This is a genomic window from Vreelandella arcis (assembly GCF_900103865.1).
Taxonomy (GTDB): Bacteria; Pseudomonadota; Gammaproteobacteria; order Pseudomonadales; family Halomonadaceae; genus Vreelandella; species Vreelandella arcis.
The window spans coordinates 36,263-56,483 of sequence record NZ_FNII01000020.1 but is presented as its reverse complement, the minus strand read 5'-3'; the positions used below and the strand labels follow the sequence as shown (position 1 = coordinate 56,483).

At 55.4% G+C, this 20,221-nt stretch carries 23 protein-coding genes; 14 read left to right on the top strand and 9 right to left on the bottom strand.

What is annotated here, in order from left to right; translation table 11 throughout:
- On the bottom strand, nucleotides 1-212 hold a 212-nt coding region (locus tag BLR97_RS17815), incomplete at its 3' end, for a transposase (RefSeq protein WP_211605194.1).
- Between the two features lie 58 nt (nucleotides 213-270).
- Nucleotides 271-939 carry an SDR family NAD(P)-dependent oxidoreductase gene (locus BLR97_RS17810; protein ID WP_089708007.1) on the bottom strand — a complete coding sequence of 223 codons (669 nt, stop codon included), beginning with the start codon at nucleotides 937-939 and terminating at the stop codon, nucleotides 271-273.
- 232 nt (nucleotides 940-1,171) lie between these two features.
- On the opposite strand from BLR97_RS17810, the gene BLR97_RS17805 reads away from it, so the two are divergent.
- From BLR97_RS17805 to recQ, 5 genes are all read left to right on the top strand, one after another.
- Nucleotides 1,172-2,338 (top strand): ABC transporter ATP-binding protein, encoded by a 1,167-nt coding sequence (locus BLR97_RS17805; RefSeq protein WP_089708006.1) that lies wholly within the window; start codon nucleotides 1,172-1,174, stop codon nucleotides 2,336-2,338.
- 11 nt (nucleotides 2,339-2,349) lie between these two features.
- Nucleotides 2,350-3,633 carry an ABC transporter substrate-binding protein gene (locus BLR97_RS17800; RefSeq protein WP_089708004.1) on the top strand — a complete coding sequence of 428 codons (1,284 nt, stop codon included), beginning with the start codon at nucleotides 2,350-2,352 and terminating at the stop codon, nucleotides 3,631-3,633.
- A 74-nt stretch (nucleotides 3,634-3,707) separates the two neighbouring features.
- On the top strand, nucleotides 3,708-4,592 hold the full coding sequence (locus BLR97_RS17795; protein WP_089708002.1) for a carbohydrate ABC transporter permease: 885 nt from the start codon (nucleotides 3,708-3,710) through the stop codon (nucleotides 4,590-4,592).
- Complete coding sequence (locus BLR97_RS17790; protein WP_170833054.1) at nucleotides 4,589-5,443, top strand: carbohydrate ABC transporter permease; 855 nt, start codon at nucleotides 4,589-4,591, stop codon at nucleotides 5,441-5,443. The genes BLR97_RS17795 and BLR97_RS17790 overlap by 4 nt, the downstream gene beginning before the upstream one ends.
- Before the next feature lie 64 nt (nucleotides 5,444-5,507).
- The gene (gene recQ / locus BLR97_RS17785; RefSeq protein ID WP_089707998.1) at nucleotides 5,508-7,346 is read left to right on the top strand and encodes a DNA helicase RecQ; all 1,839 of its coding nucleotides are present in this window, start codon (nucleotides 5,508-5,510) and stop codon (nucleotides 7,344-7,346) included.
- A gap of 185 nt (nucleotides 7,347-7,531) precedes the next feature.
- Here the strand turns inward: recQ and BLR97_RS17780 are convergent, their stop codons facing one another.
- Nucleotides 7,532-8,293 carry a 3-keto-5-aminohexanoate cleavage protein gene (locus tag BLR97_RS17780; protein ID WP_089707996.1) on the bottom strand — a complete coding sequence of 254 codons (762 nt, stop codon included), beginning with the start codon at nucleotides 8,291-8,293 and terminating at the stop codon, nucleotides 7,532-7,534.
- A gap of 112 nt (nucleotides 8,294-8,405) precedes the next feature.
- On the opposite strand from BLR97_RS17780, the gene BLR97_RS17775 reads away from it, so the two are divergent.
- From BLR97_RS17775 to BLR97_RS17745, 6 genes are all read left to right on the top strand, one after another.
- Nucleotides 8,406-9,359: a helix-turn-helix transcriptional regulator gene (locus tag BLR97_RS17775; RefSeq protein WP_089707994.1), complete on the top strand. Its 954-nt coding sequence runs from the start codon at nucleotides 8,406-8,408 to the stop codon at nucleotides 9,357-9,359.
- 384 nt (nucleotides 9,360-9,743) lie between these two features.
- On the top strand, nucleotides 9,744-10,382 hold the full coding sequence (locus BLR97_RS17765) for a TetR/AcrR family transcriptional regulator (protein WP_211605192.1): 639 nt from the start codon (nucleotides 9,744-9,746) through the stop codon (nucleotides 10,380-10,382).
- 73 nt (nucleotides 10,383-10,455) lie between these two features.
- A complete protein-coding gene (locus BLR97_RS17760; protein ID WP_089707989.1) occupies nucleotides 10,456-11,676 on the top strand; it encodes an MFS transporter in 1,221 nt (406 codons plus the stop codon).
- A gap of 25 nt (nucleotides 11,677-11,701) precedes the next feature.
- Nucleotides 11,702-12,583, top strand: a complete 882-nt coding sequence (locus BLR97_RS17755) for a DMT family transporter (protein WP_089707987.1) — start codon at nucleotides 11,702-11,704, stop codon at nucleotides 12,581-12,583.
- 173 nt (nucleotides 12,584-12,756) lie between these two features.
- Nucleotides 12,757-13,158 carry an MbcA/ParS/Xre antitoxin family protein gene (locus BLR97_RS17750; protein ID WP_089707985.1) on the top strand — a complete coding sequence of 134 codons (402 nt, stop codon included), beginning with the start codon at nucleotides 12,757-12,759 and terminating at the stop codon, nucleotides 13,156-13,158.
- On the top strand, nucleotides 13,155-13,835 hold the full coding sequence (locus BLR97_RS17745) for an RES family NAD+ phosphorylase (protein ID WP_089707983.1): 681 nt from the start codon (nucleotides 13,155-13,157) through the stop codon (nucleotides 13,833-13,835). Before BLR97_RS17750 ends, BLR97_RS17745 begins: the two co-directional genes overlap by 4 nt.
- On the opposite strand, the gene BLR97_RS17740 is transcribed toward BLR97_RS17745, so the two are convergent.
- The gene (locus BLR97_RS17740; protein WP_089707981.1) at nucleotides 13,832-14,761 is read right to left on the bottom strand and encodes a LysR family transcriptional regulator; all 930 of its coding nucleotides are present in this window, start codon (nucleotides 14,759-14,761) and stop codon (nucleotides 13,832-13,834) included. The genes BLR97_RS17745 and BLR97_RS17740 overlap by 4 nt on opposite strands.
- Nucleotides 14,762-14,850: 89 nt before the next feature.
- Between BLR97_RS17740 and BLR97_RS17735 the strand changes: the two genes are divergently transcribed.
- From BLR97_RS17735 to BLR97_RS17725, 3 genes are all read left to right on the top strand, one after another.
- Nucleotides 14,851-15,279: a DMT family transporter gene (locus BLR97_RS17735; protein WP_089707979.1), complete on the top strand. Its 429-nt coding sequence runs from the start codon at nucleotides 14,851-14,853 to the stop codon at nucleotides 15,277-15,279.
- A 28-nt stretch (nucleotides 15,280-15,307) separates the two neighbouring features.
- The gene (locus BLR97_RS17730; RefSeq protein ID WP_089707977.1) at nucleotides 15,308-15,784 is read left to right on the top strand and encodes a DMT family transporter; all 477 of its coding nucleotides are present in this window, start codon (nucleotides 15,308-15,310) and stop codon (nucleotides 15,782-15,784) included.
- Nucleotides 15,785-15,939: 155 nt separating this feature from the next.
- A complete protein-coding gene (locus tag BLR97_RS17725) occupies nucleotides 15,940-16,224 on the top strand; it encodes a YrhK family protein (protein ID WP_089707975.1) in 285 nt (94 codons plus the stop codon).
- A 50-nt stretch (nucleotides 16,225-16,274) separates the two neighbouring features.
- Here BLR97_RS17725 and BLR97_RS17720 read toward each other — a convergent pair whose 3' ends face one another.
- The 5 genes from BLR97_RS17720 to BLR97_RS17700 form a co-directional block, all read right to left on the bottom strand.
- Nucleotides 16,275-16,541 carry a DksA/TraR family C4-type zinc finger protein gene (locus BLR97_RS17720; protein ID WP_089707973.1) on the bottom strand — a complete coding sequence of 89 codons (267 nt, stop codon included), beginning with the start codon at nucleotides 16,539-16,541 and terminating at the stop codon, nucleotides 16,275-16,277.
- 45 nt (nucleotides 16,542-16,586) lie between these two features.
- Nucleotides 16,587-17,147 carry a YgjV family protein gene (locus BLR97_RS17715; protein WP_089707971.1) on the bottom strand — a complete coding sequence of 187 codons (561 nt, stop codon included), beginning with the start codon at nucleotides 17,145-17,147 and terminating at the stop codon, nucleotides 16,587-16,589.
- A gap of 55 nt (nucleotides 17,148-17,202) precedes the next feature.
- Complete coding sequence (locus tag BLR97_RS17710) at nucleotides 17,203-18,372, bottom strand: MFS transporter (RefSeq protein WP_089707969.1); 1,170 nt, start codon at nucleotides 18,370-18,372, stop codon at nucleotides 17,203-17,205.
- Nucleotides 18,357-19,367, bottom strand: a complete 1,011-nt coding sequence (locus tag BLR97_RS17705) for a GlxA family transcriptional regulator (RefSeq protein WP_089707968.1) — start codon at nucleotides 19,365-19,367, stop codon at nucleotides 18,357-18,359. The genes BLR97_RS17710 and BLR97_RS17705 overlap by 16 nt, the downstream gene beginning before the upstream one ends.
- Nucleotides 19,368-19,488: 121 nt before the next feature.
- The gene (locus BLR97_RS17700) at nucleotides 19,489-20,172 is read right to left on the bottom strand and encodes a GntR family transcriptional regulator (protein ID WP_089707966.1); all 684 of its coding nucleotides are present in this window, start codon (nucleotides 20,170-20,172) and stop codon (nucleotides 19,489-19,491) included.
- Nucleotides 20,173-20,221 lie beyond the last annotated feature (49 nt).

The following is a 20,221-nucleotide window of genomic DNA, read 5'->3' as shown; positions in this document are numbered from 1 at the left end:
CGCTGACGAACCAGAGTGTCGAGCTTATGACGAACCTGTTCTGGTGCGCGGGGATCAAGAAGCACGGCGGCCAAGCGGCGTGTCAGGCGATGCTGTTTATCGACTTCACGAAGCAGGAGTAATCCGGCGTCCGACGTGATGTGGCCCCCGGAGAAGTCGGCTTCAATTTGGCGGCGCGAGAGTGGCGAGAAGGTCAGCTTTTCAGGTACCATTTTGGAAGCGGCTGTTGGTGCTTGATGGATTGGTTAGGTTCTTGAAATCATAGCACTTTCAGCCGCTTTCTATTATCCCCTGTGAGAAATTCGGGCTAGAGGTAATATAATTATAGCGTTCTTTATCTTCTCTGATAGCAGCAGTGTTATCTGTAACCATATACCCTGGAGCGATCGCGTTAACATTTAACCCCTTGCCAGCCCATTCATTCGCAAATGATTTTGTTAAACCGGCAATTGCGTGTTTAGTGGCCGCATAAGCTGGCACCTTCAATCCACCCTGGAAAGACAGCATTGAGGCTATATTAATAATTTTTCCTGATCCATTCTCGATCATGTGCGCGCCTATCCCCCGCGTTAATCGAAAAACAGCATTTAAATTCACATCAACGACGACATCCCAATCTTCATCTGTAAACTCTTCTGCTTTATTTCTTCTAATCACCCCTGCATTATTCACAAGAATATCCACTCTACCTGTTTTGCTGATGGACTCCTCTACAATGCGAGAAATCTGATCCTGCCGAGACAAATCAGCTTGAATTTGATAAAACTTACGACCTATATTTTCGATTGCTCGTTTCGTGTCCTCTTGATTACGTCGAGAACCAATTCCGATAATATCAGCACCTGCTTCAGCCAGGCCGATTGCCATGCCTTGCCCTAGACCGGCAGAGGATCCTGTTACCACTGCCACTTTACCTTCTAATGAAAATATCTTAGTCATAGTGCATCTATCCTATAAAACCCATAACTATTGATTTTTTTATAAAAATACAAAAAAGGCTACCTCAAATCTGCCATTGATATGAAATCCATATCGTCATCAGCAAAAATCATCAATGTCGCCTAGTAACTTTGCCCACATGACACTAGATTGCTATATAAGTGTCATGCAACGGCAACATATTCCACACAAGCTGGATCAATAATAACCCACAGTTCGTGATGTGTGTGCTATGTCAAACCAATCGCGTATCCGCCTGGAACGCGTTACCAAACGCTGGGACGCAACGCCTGCCGTCGATAGTATTTCCTTCGACGTCACGCCTGGGCAATTCGTCATTCTGCTGGGCCCGTCGGGCTGCGGTAAATCCACCACGCTGCGCATGATTGCCGGCTTGGAAGAAGCCAGCGACGGGCGTATTTACATCGGCGAGCGTGACGTCACCCGCCTACCCCCAGGGGATCGCGGGCTCAGCATGGTATTTCAGTCCTACGCACTGTTTCCGCATTTAAACGTGGCGGACAATATCGTATTTGGCCTGCGCAGCCGTAAAGTGCCTAAAGCCGAGCAGCGCGAGCGGCTGGCCAAGGTCGCCGAACTGGTCAGCCTCACTGATTACTTAAACCGCAAACCCGCCCAGCTTTCAGGCGGCCAGCGCCAGCGGGTTGCTTTGGCGCGCTCGGTAATTTCCGAACACCCCATCTGCCTGATGGACGAGCCGCTATCCAACCTGGACGCCCGGCTGCGCAGCGATATGCGCCGGGAAATCAAAGCGCTGCAAAGCCGCCTGGCCATGACGGTGATCTACGTCACCCACGACCAGGTCGAAGCGATGAGCATGGGCGATCGCGTCATTCTGATGCAGCACGGCAAAATCGTGCAGGACGACACCCCCGACGAGCTGTATAACCGCCCCGCGAGCGCTTTTGCGGCCAGCTTTATTGGCAGCCCGGCCATGAACCTGCTGCCGCTAGTAAAAGGCGAGCATGGCGCCACTATAGAAGGCGAACCCAGCACGCCGGTTGCACCCTTGGACGCCGCCGGTGGGCAGTTGGGTATTCGCCCGGAAGATATAGAGCTACGCCCCGCGTCGGCCTCCGGCGTACCGGCCAAGGTGCTGAGCGATGAGTATCTCGGTGCTGACACCATCGCCCATCTGGCGGTCGGTGAACACACACTTAGAGTGCGTTTGAGCGGCCGACACGACATTACCGGCCAACCATGCCGGATTGGCTGGCCCACGCCGGCGGCGCATCTATTCGGTGGCGATGGCCTGCGGCGTGATGACCTTGCCCTCTACCCACTGATGCCCACTGAGGCAATGGCGGTTGAAAGCCCTGCACCAGTGGGCACATCGCCAACCGATTCGCTCCAACCCCAGTACCATGCCCAACGTTGAGGTGCTTCCCCATGCGTGCACGTATCCCGTTTGCCCTATCGGCACTAACCGCTGGCTTGTTGACCGCCGGCCAGGCCGCCGCCAATGACCCTATCGAACTTACCATGTACTACCCGGTTGCGGTGGGCGGTGCGCTCACCGATGTGGTCGACAACTTGGTAGAAGAGTTTGAAAGCGAACACCCTGACATCGACGTAGAAGCCATCTACGCCGGTAACTACGACGATACCCGTGTACGCGCGATGTCCGCGATGGAAGCTGGCGATACGCCTCAGCTGTCGGTCATGTTCTCCATCGATCTTTACGAGTTGCTTGAGCAAAACGCCATTGTGGCCTTCGATGACCTGGTAGAAAGCGACGAGGAGCGCGAATGGCTCGACAGCTTCTACCCAGGCCTGATGGAAAACGGCCAGCTAGACGGCAAAACCTACGGCATTCCCTTCCAGCGCTCCACCATCGTGCTGTTCTGGAACAAAGACGCCTTTGAAGCCGCCGGGCTAGACCCCGAAACACCGCCCAAAAACTGGGAACAGATGGCCGAAATGGCGGCGACCGTGCGCGACGCCTCCGACGGTGAGCAGTGGGGCGTGATGGTGCCCTCCACCGGCTACCCCTACTGGATGTTCCAGGCCTTCGCTTTCCAAAACGGTCACCGGCTAATGAGTGAAGACGGCACTGAGGTCTACTTTGACGACCCAGCCGCCGTTGAGGCACTCGAATATTGGGTATCGCTTGCCACTGAACACGAAGCCATGCCTGACGACACCATTGAGTGGGGCACGCTGCGCCAGAATTTTCTCGAAGAGTCGACAGCCATGATGTGGCACACCACCGGCAACCTGAGCGCCGTGCGCAGCGAAGCGGACTTTGACTTTGGCGTGGCCATGCTGCCGATGAAAACCCAACGCGGTAGCCCCACTGGCGGCGGTAACTTCTATATTTTCGAAGACACCAGCGAAGAAGAGAAACGCGCAGCGATGACCTTCATCCGCTGGATGACCGCCCCAGAACGCGCCGCCGCCTGGTCGATCGAAACCGGTTATATGGGCGTCAGCCCCGCCGCCTACGAGACCGAGGCGCTGCGCGATTATGTTGAAGATTTCGCACCGGCCGCCGTGGCCCGCGACCAGTTGGAACACAGCACGGCGGAGCTCTCCACCTACCAGGGTGGCCGGGTGCGCCGCGCCTTGGATAACGCCGTACAAGCCGCGTTAACCGGCCAAATGACGCCTGAAGAAGCACTTAGCCAGGCACAGCAAGAGGCCGACAGCGTGCTGCGTCGCTACGCTCGCTGAGCCTCCTCTCTTGAGTTAACGGTTTTCCATGCTCGCCGGGGCGCGCCCCGGCTTTTTCAACTAGCGGTGCTCCTATGACCTTAAACGCCCACCGCAAAATGCAGCTATATGGCGCGCTGCTGTTACTTCCCGCTGCGCTGCTGTTAACCACCTTCGCTTACTTGCCCACCGTCACCACGGTTATCAATAGCCTATTTTTGCCCGGCTTTCGCGGCGAGCCCGCCGAGTTTGTCGGGGTCGAAAACTATCAGGTGCTGTTCGATGACCCCACATTTTGGCAGGTCGCCCGCAATAACCTAATCTACGCGCTGGGCACCATCCCTACGTCCATCGCGCTGGCCTTAGGCATGGCGCTGTTCGTCAACGGTAAGCTGCCGGGGCGCGGCTTTGTGCGCATGGCGTATTTCACACCCACCATTCTGCCGATGATCGCCGCCGCTAATATCTGGATGTTTTTTTACGCCCCACAAATTGGTCTGTTCAATAGCCTGCTCGATTCGCTGGGCATTCCTGGCGTTAACTGGTTGGGTGACCCAAGCGTTGCGTTAAGCTCGGTGATCGTGATGTCGGTGTGGAAAGAAGCCGGCTTTTTTATGATCTTCTATCTGGCGGCGCTGCAAAGTATACCGCCCGAGCTTAAAGAGGCCGCCGACCTTGAAGGCACCAGCCGCTGGAGCTTCTTCTGGCGGGTCACTTTTCCACTGCTGATGCCCACCACACTGTTTGTGCTGATCAACGCGCTGATCAATTCGGTACGGGTCGTCGATCACCTGTTTATTCTGACCAAAGGCGGGCCCAACAACGCCACCAACCTGCTGCTGTATTACGTCTATGAGAACGCTTTCTCGTTCTTTGACCGTACTACGGCGGCAACCATTACGGTGGTGATTCTGATTGTGCTGGCGGTAGTGGCCACACTGAAGTTCACGATTTTAGATCGCAGGACGCATTACCAATGAGTTCAACCTCATCGACATCAAAAATGGTCGCGCCCCACTCTCGCTTTGTCTCCGTTCCATCGCTGGAAACCGTGGCTGCATGGCTACTGGCGATTATTTGGGTGTTCCCGCTGCTGTACGCCTTTTGGGCGGCGTTTCACCCTAGCGAGTTTATGGTGAATTTTTCTCTATTTGCCCCGCTGACGCTGGAAAATTTTACCGATGCCTGGTCACAGGCGCCCTTTGCCCGCTACTACCTAAATACCTTTGCGCTGGTGACAGGCGTGGTGATCGGTCAGTTCATCGTGTGTACCCTAGCGGCGTTTGCCTTTGCGCGTTTCCCAATTCCCGGCAAGAACGTTCTGTTTATGCTGGTGCTGATCCAGTTATTTGTGTTTCCCGAAGTGCTGATCGTCGAGAACTACGCCATTGCCAGCGAGCTGGGGCTGATCAATACCATCACCGGGATTGGCTTACCTTACGTGGCCAGCGCCTTGGGTATTTTTCTGCTCCGCCAAACCTTTAAAACCATCCCAAGGGAGCTGGAAGACGCCGCCCGCATCGAAGGCTGCAACTGGCTGGAAATTTTGTGGAAGGTTTACGTCCCACTGGCTAAGCCCACCTATTTGGCTTATGGCCTGGTATCGATCAGCCACCACTGGAATAACTTTATCTGGCCCCTAGTGGTCACCAACTCGGTAGAGAGCCGCCCGCTAACGGTGGGGTTAGGCGTTTTCTCTGCGCCAGAAACTGGGGTTAACTGGGCCACCGTCAGCGCCGCCACGCTGTTAAGTATCGCCCCCCTACTGGTCGCCTTTCTGCTGTTCCAGCGCCAGTTCGTGCAATCGTTTTTACGGGCGGGGATTCGCTAGGCTGACGCCCCTCACATTTTTCGTGCACAATTCTCTCTTAAGTATGAGACACGGGAGAGCATTGATGCACGGCGACACCCACCCGGAAGCCCTAAAGGTGCTGCAGGAGGTATTTGGCTACGACAGCTTTCGCGGCCCGCAACAGGCCATCATTGAGCATGTGATGGCCGGCGGCGATGCGCTGGTGCTGATGCCCACCGGCGGTGGCAAGTCGCTGTGCTACCAGATCCCTGCACTGCTGCGCGAAGGCACCGCGATTGTGATCTCGCCGCTGATCGCGCTGATGCAGGATCAGGTGGCGGCGCTTGAGCAAAACGGCGTCAGAGCGGCTTACCTGAATTCCAGCCTCGATTATCACGAGGCAGTCGAGGTGGAGAACCGCCTGCGGGCGGGGGAGCTGGATCTTTTGTATGTCGCGCCCGAGCGACTGGCCACGGCGCGTATGCAGATGCTGCTGGAGCAGACCCAGATTGCGCTGTTCGCCATTGATGAAGCCCACTGCGTCTCTCAGTGGGGCCACGATTTTCGACCCGAGTATCGCCAGCTCTCCCATCTGCATCAGCGTTTCCCCCAAGTGCCCCGCATCGCCCTGACCGCCACTGCCGATGTGCCCACCCGGGGCGATATTATGGAGCATCTGCAGCTCCAGGAGGCAGCGCTTTACAACAGCGGCTTTGACCGACCCAACATTCGCTACCATATCGCCGAGAATCAGGGCAACGCCAAGGAACAGCTGCTGCGCTTTATCCGCGAGCACCACGACGGCGAGGCGGGTATCGTCTACTGCCTTTCCCGGCGCAAAGTGGAGGAGACCGCCGCCTGGCTGGAACGCCAGGGGCTGACGGCACTGCCCTACCACGCGGGGCTTCCCCCCGAGCAGCGACAGTACCACCAGACCCGTTTTCTGCGGGAAGATGGCGTAGTCGTAGTGGCCACCATCGCCTTTGGCATGGGCATCGACAAGCCCGACGTGCGCTTTGTCGCCCACCTCAACCTGCCCAAGAGCATCGAAGCCTACTACCAGGAGACCGGCCGCGCCGGGCGTGACGGCCTGCCCGCCAATGCCTGGATGGCCTACGGGCTTCAGGACGTGATCACGCTGCGCCAGATGCAGCAGGACTCCAGCGCCGCTGACCATCAAAAGCGCATCGAACAGCAGAAGCTCGACGCCATGCTGGGGCTGTGCGAAATCATCAGTTGCCGCCGCCAGGCGCTTCTTCATTACTTTGGCGATCATCTGGACGCAGCCTGCGGCAACTGCGATAACTGCCTGACTCCACCCGAGACCTGGGAGGCCACCGTGGCGGCGCAAAAGGCGCTGTCATGCGTCTACCGCACCGAACAGCGCTTCGGCGTAACCTATCTTGTGGACGTGCTGCTAGGCAAAAGCAACGAGCGCATCGCCCGCTTTGGCCACGACCGCCTCAGCACCTTCGGCATTGGTAAAGACCTCGCGGCCAGCGAGTGGAAAGCGCTCTTTCGCCAGCTGATTGCCAGCGGCTTTTTAAGCGTGGATATGGAGGGGCACGGCGGCATTAAGCTCACTGCCAATGCCAAGCCGGTGTTGCGCGGCGAGCAGAGCCTCACTCTGCGCAAGCCAAGCAAAAAACCCAGCAAAGCCAAAACCGCGCGACGGGGAAGCAAAAGTACCTCCGCGCCCCAGGGCCACGGCCCGCTGTGGGAAGCCCTGCGACAGCACCGCCGGGAACTGGCCGAAGCCCAGGGCGTGCCAGCCTATGTGATCTTCCACGACGCCACCCTGGCTGAAATGGTCGAGCAGAACCCCCAGAGTTTAGCGGCACTGGGCGCCATATCCGGCATCGGCGCGCGCAAGCTGGCGGATTACGGCGAGGGCTTTCTAGACGTTATTCTGGCGCATCAGGAAACCGAGCAAAGCAGCTGAACCAGCATGCCCAAGGGCAGTAGCGCTGTGGCGTCCGTCGCCCTGCTCTTCCAGCCCCCGTTCGTGCAGTCTTTTATAGGTATCCGGATTAACTGGTTGAAGGGGCCCTCAAGCCTTGCAAACCCTTAATCCTCCCAGGAGGTTGATAGATCGACGCCGACGTTCTGCTCTGGCCTCTTGGTCATTTAGGTATGGCAGACGTTACTCTCGATTAATGAGCGGGCAGCTTCAACCAGCTCGGCATTGCTTTTCGCCGCTCGACCATCCGGTAAGACTGTCACATCTTCTATCCCTGTCCTGATACCATGTCCCAACGAGAGCGCTCGTTGGTTCACCGCCCAACACGACCCATCGTATCCATGATGCACCTGCGGAAGGGTCAGGCCAGCAGACGATACGATTTCCCCCATTTCTTCCGCATCGCGCAAGGCAGCCACAGGATCTGGGTTGCAGGGTTCTATAAGGATGCGATGGCATCTATCGCGAAGCGGTGAATCAACAAAGATTCGGGCATCAGCGGGCGACAGTAATCCCGCTTCGATACCAACCCCACGCGATATAAGCCACTCACATAGTGCAATAATTCCTTTCTCCCCCTGATTCGCGGTTACCAGGTCTGGGAGCTCAGTCCAGGACTGCACCGTCTGCAAACGCCGTAAAGGATCGGAAATAATCGTTTCGGAAGTAGTAAGTGAAATTGGAACACCTGGACAACGAGCTCGGATTGCCCGTATGACAGCACCGCATTCAAAAGAGTTTAGAGTCTCTTTCCCAGCATTATCGTAAGCATGGACATGAACGGAATGAGCGCCAGCTTTAATTGTTGCCGCCGCGTCATTTCCAATCTCCTCAGGGGTCCTAGGGGCCGCCGGGTGTCGACGATCGCCATTTAGGGATACCTGTAAAAAGACCATGTTCGTCTCCATCGGAAAGCAATTCTTGTTCATTGACAGCCCCTCTATGCGCTCTATTACGAAAATCAGCGACTTCTCGACGCCTGGTTACGTAAACAAGATAGTGGTTAAATAGGAAATAATTTGTCCTATTAGAATCAAGAAAATGCTCAACCCCACCGCTCGTGTGCTAGCCCTGCTAGAGCTGTTGCAGACACACCGTCACTTAAGCGGCAGAGATCTGGCGAACCAACTCGGCGTGGACCGCCGCACTCTACGGCGCTATATCCGGATCTTGGAGGAACTAGGTATTCCGGTGACCACAGAGCGGGGATGCCACGGTGGCTACCGATTAATGCCTAGCTTCAAGCTGCCGCCGCTGATGTTCACCGCCGAGGAGTCTCAAGCTCTCGCGCTGGGCCTGAAGTCTGCTCTGCATCTGGGATTGAGCGAGTCGGTCCCAGCGGTGGAGAGCGCCCAGGCAAAACTGGAAAGGGTCATGCCCGCCGAGTTGCAGCAGCGGGTGCGTGCCATAGATGAGAGTACTCGGCTGGCGTTACCTACGACCCACGCCAAGAACAACGAGCAGCTGCTGGGACTGCTAGCCACTGCCACCCAAGAGCGCCAGCGGTTACGGCTTGACTATCTAGATAGCTACGATCAGACCTCCAGACGGGTGCTCAATCCCTATGGTTTGGTTTATCACAGTGGTCGTTGGTACGTCAGCGGTTGGTGTCACTTGCGCCGCGACCTGCGCAGTTTTCGCTTGGATCGGATCGGCGAGGCCGTCCCCCTCTCGGCCACCTTTGATCGGCCTACGGACTTCGATGCTGCCGCTCATCTGATCCACAGCCTTGCCTCCCTGCCCCGCGCCACCGCCGTCGCGCTGTGGCTCGACACCGACTTGGAGAGCGCCGCCGCCGAGCTCGATCCCCATATCGGCCTGCTGACCCCCGCAGACAGCGGCGTGATGCTGCACGGCAGCACCGATAGCCTGAGTTGGTTCGCCCGTCAGCTGACCCGCCTGCCCTTTGACTTCCGGGTCGTCGAACCCACCTCGCTGCGCGATGAGCTTCAACGCCAGGCGACGCGACTACAGCGCCTAGCCGAAGCAAACTAGCACTACCGTGTCACAAACATCTCCAGGTGTGAGTCCGCCATGATTCCTTGCGTCCAGCGCAGCGTGGTGATTGAATCACACAAGAAGCTCAAATGGTCGGTATTTTTAAAATTCGCTCACTTGGCGCAACCTAACCATCAGGCAGTGTTCACCGCATGCTATCGCTCCGTTTTTGATCGCCTTTTTGCTCTTCCAGCGCCAGTTCGTGCAGTCGTTTTTTACAGGCCGAGCTTCACTAGAGAGCTAGTTGAAAAGATTCAAGCATTGAGCGCTGCGGATTTGACAAGCGGGAGATGTCAGATACCCCTGTGGTTTACCCTCTTAGACATAGGCTTTCCAATACGGGAGCTTGTTTTGGATGAATTTATGTCCTAATATCGAAAAATGAGCATATCAGATAATATTTCAGCAATGTCTTCTATAAACGATTCTTCTAGAGGCAGAGGCCGTCCCAGGGAGTTCGACATTGACGAAGCATTAGACCGCGCGATCCTGCACTTCAGGAAGCACGGTTATAATGGGGTGTCGATTGCCGATCTTTCAGGCGCTCTTAAACTGTCATCCGGCAGTATCTACAAAGCGTTCCTGAATAAGCACAACTTGTTTTCTGCTGCACTAGACCGATACATGGCCCTACGCAGTGCCAGACTATTGGATATTATGAACAGCGAGGAGTCAGGGCGAGAGAAATTACGCCGCCTGTTAGTTTTTTACGCTGAGTCCTCTCATGCCTCAGAGGGCCGGTATGGCTGTCTTGTTATCGTTGGGGCAGTAGAGCTGGCCAGCACAGACGAAGAAATTGCCGCCAAAGTTTCTTCCGCACTAGAAGGAAATCAGAAACGTCTTAAGGACATCATTCTTCAAGGGCAAAATGATGGATCAATCTCAAAAAAAGTCGATGCTGAGACAACGGCGAGGTTAATGCTATCTCTGGCCCAGGGTATGCGTGTCTTGGGCAAAACTGGGCAGAAGCGCGAAGACATGATGGCGGTGGTGGATGCAGCGATGCAACTTCTCAACTGAACTGAAATAGCATCTGCTATTTGATATAGCCGTGATTATCCGCGGCTTTTTTTAGAATCATTTAGGAAACAAAATGACCCAAATTAAACATTCATCAAACGCCAATACAGTCCCAAGTGACACTCAACATGAAATATCACCTTGGCTGATACTGCTACTTGCGTGTGCATGTGGATTAATCGCCGCCAATATTTACTACGCACAACCCTTAGTCGGCCCGATAAGTCAGGAGCTTAGGCTGTCGGAGCAGTCTTCCGGCTTGATCGTAACACTAACGCAAATCGGCTATGGCGCAGGTCTATTGCTGGTCGTTCCCTTGGCTGACCTATTTGAAAATCGCCGACTGGCGATAACCATTCTTGCTATTGGTGCTGCTGGCCTACTCGCATCCGGCCTAGTCACTTCAACCACACCATTTCTGGCGGCCGCATTGCTTGTAGGTCTGGGCTCGGTCACCGTTCAAATCCTCGTACCTTATGCAGCGCACCTGTCACCAGAGGCTACTCGTGGACAAGTTGTCGGCAATGTCATGAGCGGGCTAATGCTAGGCATCATGTTAGCCAGGCCGGTAGCGAGCTTGATCACTCACTTTGCGACATGGCGGACGGTATTTTTAGTATCTTTCGTTGCCATGTTAGCCCTAATGCTAACCTTGCGCCTAGCGTTACCTAAGCGGACTGTGACAGCCAAAATTGGTTACCATCAAATGCTGATGTCCATGCTGCAACTGGTTCGAACCACACCCGCCCTTCGCCGCAGGGCGCTTTATCAAGCCTGTATGTTTGGCGCGTTCAGCCTGTTTTGGACAACCACTCCGCTATTGCTGGCGAGCCCTACCTTCGGATTAAGTCAAAAAGGCATTGCACTATTCGCTCTTGCGGGCGTCGCTGGTGCCATTGCAGCACCTATCGCAGGTCGTGTCGCCGATCGCGGCTGGATAAGGCCTGCGACAGCATTAGCAATGATCATGGCCATCGCGGCCTTCGCCATGACACATATCGGCACACAGGGTACGTCTCTTTCACTGGCGTTGTTCGTTGTGGCTGGAATCGTGCTTGATTTCGCCGTATCAGCGAATTTAGTACTTGGTCAAAGAATTATTTTTTCTCTGGCTCCTGAGATAAGAGGTCGCTTGAATGGATTGTACATGTCCACCTTCTTTTGTGGCGGCGCTATAGGGTCTGCCTCAGGAGGGTGGTCATTTGCTCACTATGGATGGCTCGGCACCTCAGTAGTAGGTACTGCTTTTGGACTTATTGCATTAGCGTATTTTCTGACCGAACCCTCAAGTTAACAAATCGATTAAGAAGTATAGAAACATGGTGTCTATTAAAACTAGCTTCGCGGCTTCTTGTGTATTTGTTTTACTATGGTCGACAGGCTTCATTGTAGGTAGGATGATTGTTGGATCTGCTTCACCCAATATATTTTTGGCGCTTAGATTCTTTCTTTCCTGCCTACTTTTCACAACCCTTGCACTAGGTTTAAACAAGAAGTGGCCCCCGCTTTCAGAGTGGTACAAGCATGCAATCGCAGGTTTTTTTATTAACGGAATTTATCTTGGCGGTAGTTATTGGGCTATTGCTCAAGGCTTCCCAGCTGCGCTCATGGCACTGTTTGGAGCATTACAACCTGTCGTGACAATGATAATTTTATTTTTCCTAATTGGTGAAAAACTATCCAGACTCCAAGGAATTGGCATACTTATCGGCCTCTCTGGCGTGATTATGGTGCTACTGCCATCTATAGAGACATCTGGGGGTCAAAACTATTCGCCGGTTGTGCTTCTCATAGCGGCTGCATCAATTCTATCTATTACATGGGGTACTATTCTTCAGAAATCGTCGATAGCCAGTTCCGAATTATTGCCATCTATGGCTATTCAAAACGCATTCGCTGCTGTCACATCGGCTGCATTGATTATTTTATTAAATGAATCGACGATTTCATTAAACTTAAATTTTATACTCGCGCTTGCTTGGGCTGTTATCGTCTTATCAGGGCTTGGAACTTTTCTTTTAATATGGCTGATTCGACATGGCAACACAACACAAACAACGTCGCTTTTATTGCTTTCCCCGCCTTTAGCAGCTATCGAAGCATGGCTCCTCTTTGGTGAACAATTGTCTTTGTTTCAGATAACTGGCTTTGCATTGTCCTTAACAGGTGTAGCCGTTTGTCGAAAAATAAGCGTTTCATAACAACACCAGGGTGGAAGCACGCTCGTTAAAGCTGTAATAAACAATCGAACACATGGCGATAAGTCGATAAACCAGATTCTCCAGACGACAGCACAGCAAATAGCTCAAATGGTCGATATTTTCAAAATTCGCTCACTTGGCGTAATGTATAGATAAGTGAGGAGGAAAAATAGATGGCTATTCAGCACAAAACAGCCGACAAGCGCCGCGAAATGGGGGCCGCTGCGATGCGCACCTACCCCAATATTTCACACGCATGGGGTTTGAAAGAGAGCGAAGCTGCTCTTCTGCTCGGGGTGCCTGATTCCACCTATCGGCGTTGGAAGCAGTCACCAGAGAATGCCCGCCTGGATGCTAATCATCTGGAGCGGATGTCATTGATTCTTGGCATCTACAAAGCACTGCATATACTGTTGCCCAATAAAGAAGCGGCTAACAGTTGGTTGCAGCGAGCCAACCGTAACCCTCTTTTTGCTGGCCACACACCAATGGAGCGTCTGTTAAATGGACAAGTCTCCGACCTCTACGTTGTTCGCCAGCATTTAGATGCCGCGCGTGGTGGAGGCCATGCATGACGTTCCCTCTGAGCAACGTTACGTGGCAACCTAGCTACCGGGTTATTCCCTCGCGTTTCCCTCCCATTGATTTATTCGAAGGCGTCAACAGCAACGCTGATGACAGGGACTTACTCAATGAGCTGGAGGGTGAAACCTCCGCAAGGCTACGTGAGGAAGCGGGCGCTATTCACTTGGTTCGTGATGACGACCGTCGCTACGGCCCCGGCTGGACGCCCGTCATGGCGGCCTTCTGCCACTTCCCAGCGACCGGTTCGCGTTTTAGCGATGGCACCTTTGGCGCTTACTACTGCGCACTCACCGAAGCCACCGCCATTTCCGAAACCGTTTACCACGCAGAGCGCTTTATGGAGGCGTCAAACGAACCGCCCATGATGCTTCAGCAGCGTGTTTATCTATCGGATTTAACGGGCCAACTGATTGATTTACGCCGACAGGATGTGGCCCAAACGCTTCTCAGACCGGATAGCTGGGCAGCCGGGCAAACCTTGGGTAGAACAGCCTGGGAGGAACAAACCGACGGCATCGTATACCCCAGTGTTCGGGATCCGGAAGGCGAGTGTGCCGCGGTGCTCCGCCCTCCCGTGCTCTCCGCCACAAGGCAAGGACGCCATCTCGGGTATGACTGGGATGGACAGCGAATCCGCCATGTTTATCAGCTGACGGTATTGCGCTAACCATCCCAGTAAGGCGGGTCACCAATTCGCGCGAACAAATGCTCCAGAAAGGTGGCCACTTTGGATGAGCGCAACCGATTTTCCGGATAAATCACATGGATTCCCTCTCGGGTCGCTTCACCCAACGCTTCATGATTTTTCAATATAGGAACCAGCGCCTCCTCGCGCAGGGCATCAAACAGCAGCCAGGTAGGAAATAGCACAATGCCTTGGCCCTGCAACGCCGCTTCAACCAGGCTTTCTGCGTTGTTGCTGTGGAGATTTCCTTTTACCGGGTAACGCTTTGCTGGGGCATCGTCATAATTACGGAAATACCACGGCTGCACGCCCCGTGTTCCTTTATAGACCAAGCAGTTATGCGTCTTTAATTCCTCCGGATGACGGGGCTCGCCGTGTCGCGAGAGATATTCGGGCGCAGCGCAGGCCACAAAGCGCTGGGTTGCCAATTGGCGAGCCACCAGGCTGGAATCGTCAAGCGCCCCAACCCGAATCACCACATCTGCGCCCTCATGTACCGGGTCGATAAACGCATCGCTCAGCGCCAGTTCTACCTCAACGGCGGGGTTTGCGTCCTGGAAGCGAGCTAATAAAGGCGCGATGTGCCGACGCCCGAATGCCACCGGCGCATTGATCCGCAGCAGTCCCTGGGGTTGCTTGGCCCCGCCGGTCACCTGCTCGGTGGCCAGATCCAGGCTATCCAACACGCGACGAATATCCTGATAATACCGCTCACCGGCATCGGTTAGCCGTACCGCCCGTGTATGGCGGTAGAGCAACCGCTGACCAAGTGTGCGCTCAAGCCCCGCGATATGTCGCGAAACCGAGGATGCCGGTAGGTCAAAGTAGCGCGCTGCTTCGGCGAAGCTGCCGGTTGAGGCGACACGAGCAAACAGACGCAGCGCCAACAAACGAATCGAGTTGTCCAAAATGCAATAGTCCTTTGCTCTTTTAACGCATTGTAGCAACAACACGAACTCACTACAGTGCTGGCTCCTCTTTCTCAGCGGAGTTACCTATGCAACACGCACTTATCCTGATCGGTGTGCTTATCGCCGGTATGGGGTTATCAGTCGAAGCCGGCTTGCTGGGGCCACTCGGCGAGCAGGTCGGCCATTTATCGGCCACTCTGTCGATTTTTATGGTGGGGGCGCTGCTGCTCTCGCTAGCACTGGTGTTTACCCCTAACCGCCAGCTAGGAACGTTATTCAAGCAGCCGCGCTGGTTACTAACGGGCGGCATTCTGGGCCCGGTCTACGTCATTGTCTTGACCCTTGCCACACCGCTAGTGGGCGTGGGCATGACCATGGTGGGCATTTTATGCGGCCAGGTAGCGGCCAGCGTCGCTATCGACCACTTCGGCTGGCTGGGGAGCGAGCAACGTAGGGTCGACGGTTATCGCGTCGGCGCCTTGGCGATGATACTTGCCGCCCTGTGGCTAATGTAACGGAAAAGGCTATTTAAGGAGCTCAACCATGCTACTTCCTTTTATCTTTTTGATTTTGCTAGCGGGCGGCGCGGTTCTGGCGGCCCAATCCTCCATCAATGGCCGCTTGGGCGCCAAAACGGGCGTTATCGAAAGCGCCTGGCTGACGTTTATTATGGGGGCCGTGCTGACCTTTTTGCTGATGTTCTTTTTTGAGCCAGCGCATGATGCGACCCTCTTCAGCGTACCCAAGTGGCAGCTCACAGGTGCGTTATTCGGTGTGGTGTATATGCTGGCGATTGTGTTTGCCGTCCCGCGGGTAGGTACCGCAGCAGCAACGGTGGCAGTGATTTCGGGCCAGCTGTTGATGAGTCTATTGATTGATCACTTCGGTTGGCTAGACAACGCTGTACGTCCACTAGATGGCTCACGCTATCTCGCCATGGCTCTGCTAATAGGCGCTATTGGGCTGATCTACTTAAGCCACCAACAGCGCCATCGTCGGATGGTAAACCAGCCTGGCTAGCTATCCAGATACGGTTGCGACCCCAGCGTTTGGCTTGGTAAAGCGCCTGGTCGGCGTGGAAAAGTATATCATCAGCGGTCATTTCCGTTTCGGCGAAGGCAAACATCCTTACCTCACTGGTCAAGTCAGTATCCGCTATTGAAAGGAGAACAGGCATGCAGCGCGAACAGAACCCACAAACACACGATTGGATCTTCACGCTGGGACGCCGTGAACTAGTCGTGCATCAACGCTATGAAGTGTTGAGCATGCTCAACGATTTTCTACTGGGGGTTTGGTTTACCATCGGCAGTGTCTGTTTCTTTTACGAAGGTGAGATACAAACTGCTGGCGTGTGGTTATTCGTCATTGGCAGCATACAGCTGCTGATTCGTCCCGCTATTCGTCTGCATCGCTATATCTATTTCCAGCGGCTTCCGGATACCAATCATGACGCCTAGTGGAAAGGCGTTAACCTTTGCGACTGAAATGCGGATTCATTCGCGTAAGCTCAACGCAGTTGGCTATCTTTACTGCCGCGTCGGTTATAACCGCTGAAGGCCGACTGCTTTTTGTCTAACTCACTCTGACAAGCGACGCAAAGCCGAACCCCTGGCATCGCCTTACGGCGCGCTTCGGGAATCGGCTCGCCGCACTCCTCACACTCAGCTAGGCTTTCGCCACGGGGCAGTTGACGGCGGGCACGCTGAACTGCATCGTCCAGCGTGCTTTCAATCTGCTCTTGTTCAGCGCCGTCTTTTGCCCATCCGCCTGCCATGGTCGCGTTCCTCGCTCAGCTAATCACGATCTCTTAGCATAGCAGCTAGGCTGATGGATCGTTCTTGGTGATGTCCTCAAACACCTCGGGGTATTTACGCTTGGCCCGCCATAGGCGAAAAATGGTCACCGTATTGGTGACGACAATCAGCGCTTCAGCGAGCGTACCGCCGATCGTGCCAATCAGCAGGTTGTTCAGCATCCACGCCAGGGCAGCCAGCCCCAAGAATACCCGCATGGCAATACCGCGCAGCAGGAACATGCCCAGGGTGCCAAGCACCATGGCGGTTAAGGGTAAAACGTCGACCCAGCTCTGCCAGGTGAGCGCCGCCGCGACTCCACTCACCGCCAGCACGCCCGCCATTACTCGCTTGCTGCCCAAATAGCGGCGGGCCAGGACGATGCGCACAATGACCAGCACTGTCAGCGCGGCGGCAGTCCAGCTCTCGAAGAAGGCAAACTGGAGCGCAAAGGCCACATTGGCCGAAATCAGCAGCACGAGCAGACGATCATCGTGCTTGCTCGCGAAAGCCACCAGGCAAATCACCAGCGCCACCAAGCCAAAAAATTGACCGGCCAAAGCACTGTGGCTATACGTTTCAAGCATTAAAGGATGGCTCCTGGTTTTCAGATATAGCCTAGCCTAAGGGCGATTTGGGCCTTTAGGCTAGGCTATCACGTCGCTTCCGGCGCTGCTGCAAGCCCATGGCGACGATCGGCAGCAGCGAGAAGGGTATTAATAGCAGGTTGAGCGACGTCCAGCCTAAGCTGCTGACCATAGGGCCGGCGAGCAGCGCCGTAATCGCCACCGTGGAAAACACCAGGCACTCGTTGGCCGCCTGGGTGCGGGCTTTTTCCACCGGGCGGTAGCTCTCGGTTAATAGCCCTGTGGCGGGCAGAAAAGTAAAATTCCAGCCCAGCCCGAGCAAAATCAGCGCGACATTGAAGCCCGCCACGCTCATCTGCCACTGCGCAGCCAGCAGGCTCGCCACCAATAGCAAACAACCTGCCATAATCATGCGCTGGTGGCCCCACTTGGCGGTTAAATGCCCGGTCACAAACGAGGGTAAAAACATCGCCACGACATGCCATTGAATGGTCATCGAAACGTGGTCAAAGGAATGGCCCGCCCCAGCCATGGCCAACGGCGTTGCGGTCATTGCCAGGTTCATTACCCCATAACCCACTAGGGCGGCACACACGGCGACCACAAAACTCGGCTGGCGCATGATTTCACCCATGGGCCGCGATACGCCGTCTGCGTGGGTTACCGTTGCGCTGGGTAACCGGGTGACACACAAAACTAGCAGCGCCAGTGCATACAAACAGCCCAGGCCAATAAAGCTGCCCAAAAATGCTACCTCAGCGATTTCGCGGCTGATGCGCGCCAGCCAGGGCCCGAAAAACGCGGCAAGAACACCACCGCCCATCACCAGACCAATCGCGCGATCACGCAAGGCCAGCGGTGCCGCTTCGACGGCGGCAAAACGATACAGTTGGCCAAACCCAATGCCGATACCAATTAGCCAGGTTCCCAACATAAACAGCCCAAAGTGCTCGGCCATCAGCGCCTGGGCTGCAACCGCCGTGCCCACGAGGCCGATCGTATTACCCAGTAAAAAGCCACGTTTTCGTCCTAGGCGCCCCATGATCAGCGAGGCCGGAATCGTTGCGCACATCAGCCCCAGCCATTGGGTCGCCACGGGGGCGGTGGCCCAAAAGGGGCTTGACGCCAAGGAGGCACCAATAAGCGGCGACACGGCAATCAATAAAATATTGCCGCTGACCAACAGCGCTTGGCAAAGCGATAACAGCATCACAGTGATGGGCATGGGGCGGTCTCCGCTGGCAGGGTTTGAAAGGTGGAGGCAAAACGTTGGCGATAAACCGAGGGCGATACGCCGTAGTAGCGCTGGAACTGACGACGCAGCTGCTCCGCACCACCTAACCGCCAGCGTTGTGCAAGGCGCTCAAGGGATAAATTTTCGCGCTCGTTGAGCAGCGTCAGGCGCGCTTGTTCAAGGCGCAGTTGGGTTAAGTAGGCGCCGGGGGTCGTATTTAAGTAACGCCTAAACAGCCGGGTTAAATGGCGCGGGGAGACCGCCATCAAGTCAGCCATGCTCTCAAGCCCATGGTTCACGCTGGGGTCGGCGTGGAGTTGATCCAGCAAGCGGCGCAGCGGCCCCACCTCTTGTTGGTGTCGCAATATCTCGCTGAACTGCGACTGCCCGCCTGGGCGTTGCAAAAACACCACTAACTCGCGAGCCACTCGCCCGGCTAATCCAGCACCGTGATCCGCCTCTACCAGCGACAACGCAAGATCAATCCCTGCGGTCACCCCGGCGCTGGTATAGCGACCGTTGCTCTCGATATACAACGCATCGGGCTCGACGCTTAGCGCGGGGTACTCATCGGCCAATTGAGCCACATGCCGCCAATGAGTCGTCGCGTGACAGCCATCCAGCAACCCCGCAGCGGCTAACAAAAACGCCCCGGAACAGATCGACCCAAGCCGCCGAACCCCTGGGGCAGCCTCACAAAGCGCCTGTTTAACGGCGGCTTTTTCAAGCTGCCGCATCACGCCACTACCGCCCGCCACCAAGAGCGTATCCAGGGGCAGTAATGTATTTAGCTGGTGGTAAGTATGCGTGGCGTGAACGGCTAAGCCGCCGTTAGTGGCCACTGGGCCGATGGCATCGGCAATCAGGGTCAACTGGTAGAGCGGTTGAGGGCTTAGCGCATTGGCACTGGCAAACACCTGCCAGGGGCCGCTCACATCAAGCAGTTGGCAGTCAGGATAGGCGATTAGCGCAATATGGCGAGACACGTTTTTTCTCCCATCATTGGATAGAAGAGAGTGTCCCTGTTAGGCGCGATGTCGGCAAGGACGGTTACCCCACCGATATAGACATCCTCACGTTTGTAGCAGGACGCACGCCTGAAACCGTTTAACCGGTTTGGGAGATAGGTGTCTGCATGCGACGCACGCTGGAGACAAAGTCGCTGAAACGCTCGCCCTGAATCAGAACGTGGTCGCTAAGCGCCTGCTGGGCGCGAGGCGCATCGCCGCATTCAATGGCGTCAAAAATCGCCTGGTGCTCGCTCAACGAGTTGTGCATACGCTGGCGAACCTGCAGTTGCAGTCGCCGATAGGGCTTCAAGCGCTGCTTGAGCTGGCGCGCCTCGCTAGCCAAAAAAGTGTTGTGGCTCGCCGTGTAAATGCAGTCGTGAAAGCCTTCATTCTCGTAATAATATTCGTCGGTGTCCCCCACCAGGGCCGCCGCTTCGCAGCGTTGATGCGCATCGCGTAGCGCTCCCAGCTCCTGTTCGCTAATACGTCGGGCCGCCAGCCGACCGCACATCCCCTCCAGCTCGGCCATCACTTCAAACATTTCGATCAGTTGATCGATGCCCACCTTGGCAACGAAGGTGCCCCGTTTGGGCGACACCGTGACCAGGCCGCTGGCCACCAGTTGCTGAATCGCCTCGCGAACCGGCGTGCGCGACACATTGAACTGCTGTCCCAGTGTTTCAGGGTCAAGCCGCTCGCCGGGCGCGCGGCGTCCGTTAATGATGTCGTCTTCCAGTGAGTCTTTGAGCCGCTGGGCGTTGGAGCGTTTTGAGCCGGGCATGCGTCACCTCCTTTATTAGCAGCGCTGCATCGTACAGAAAGCATGTGAC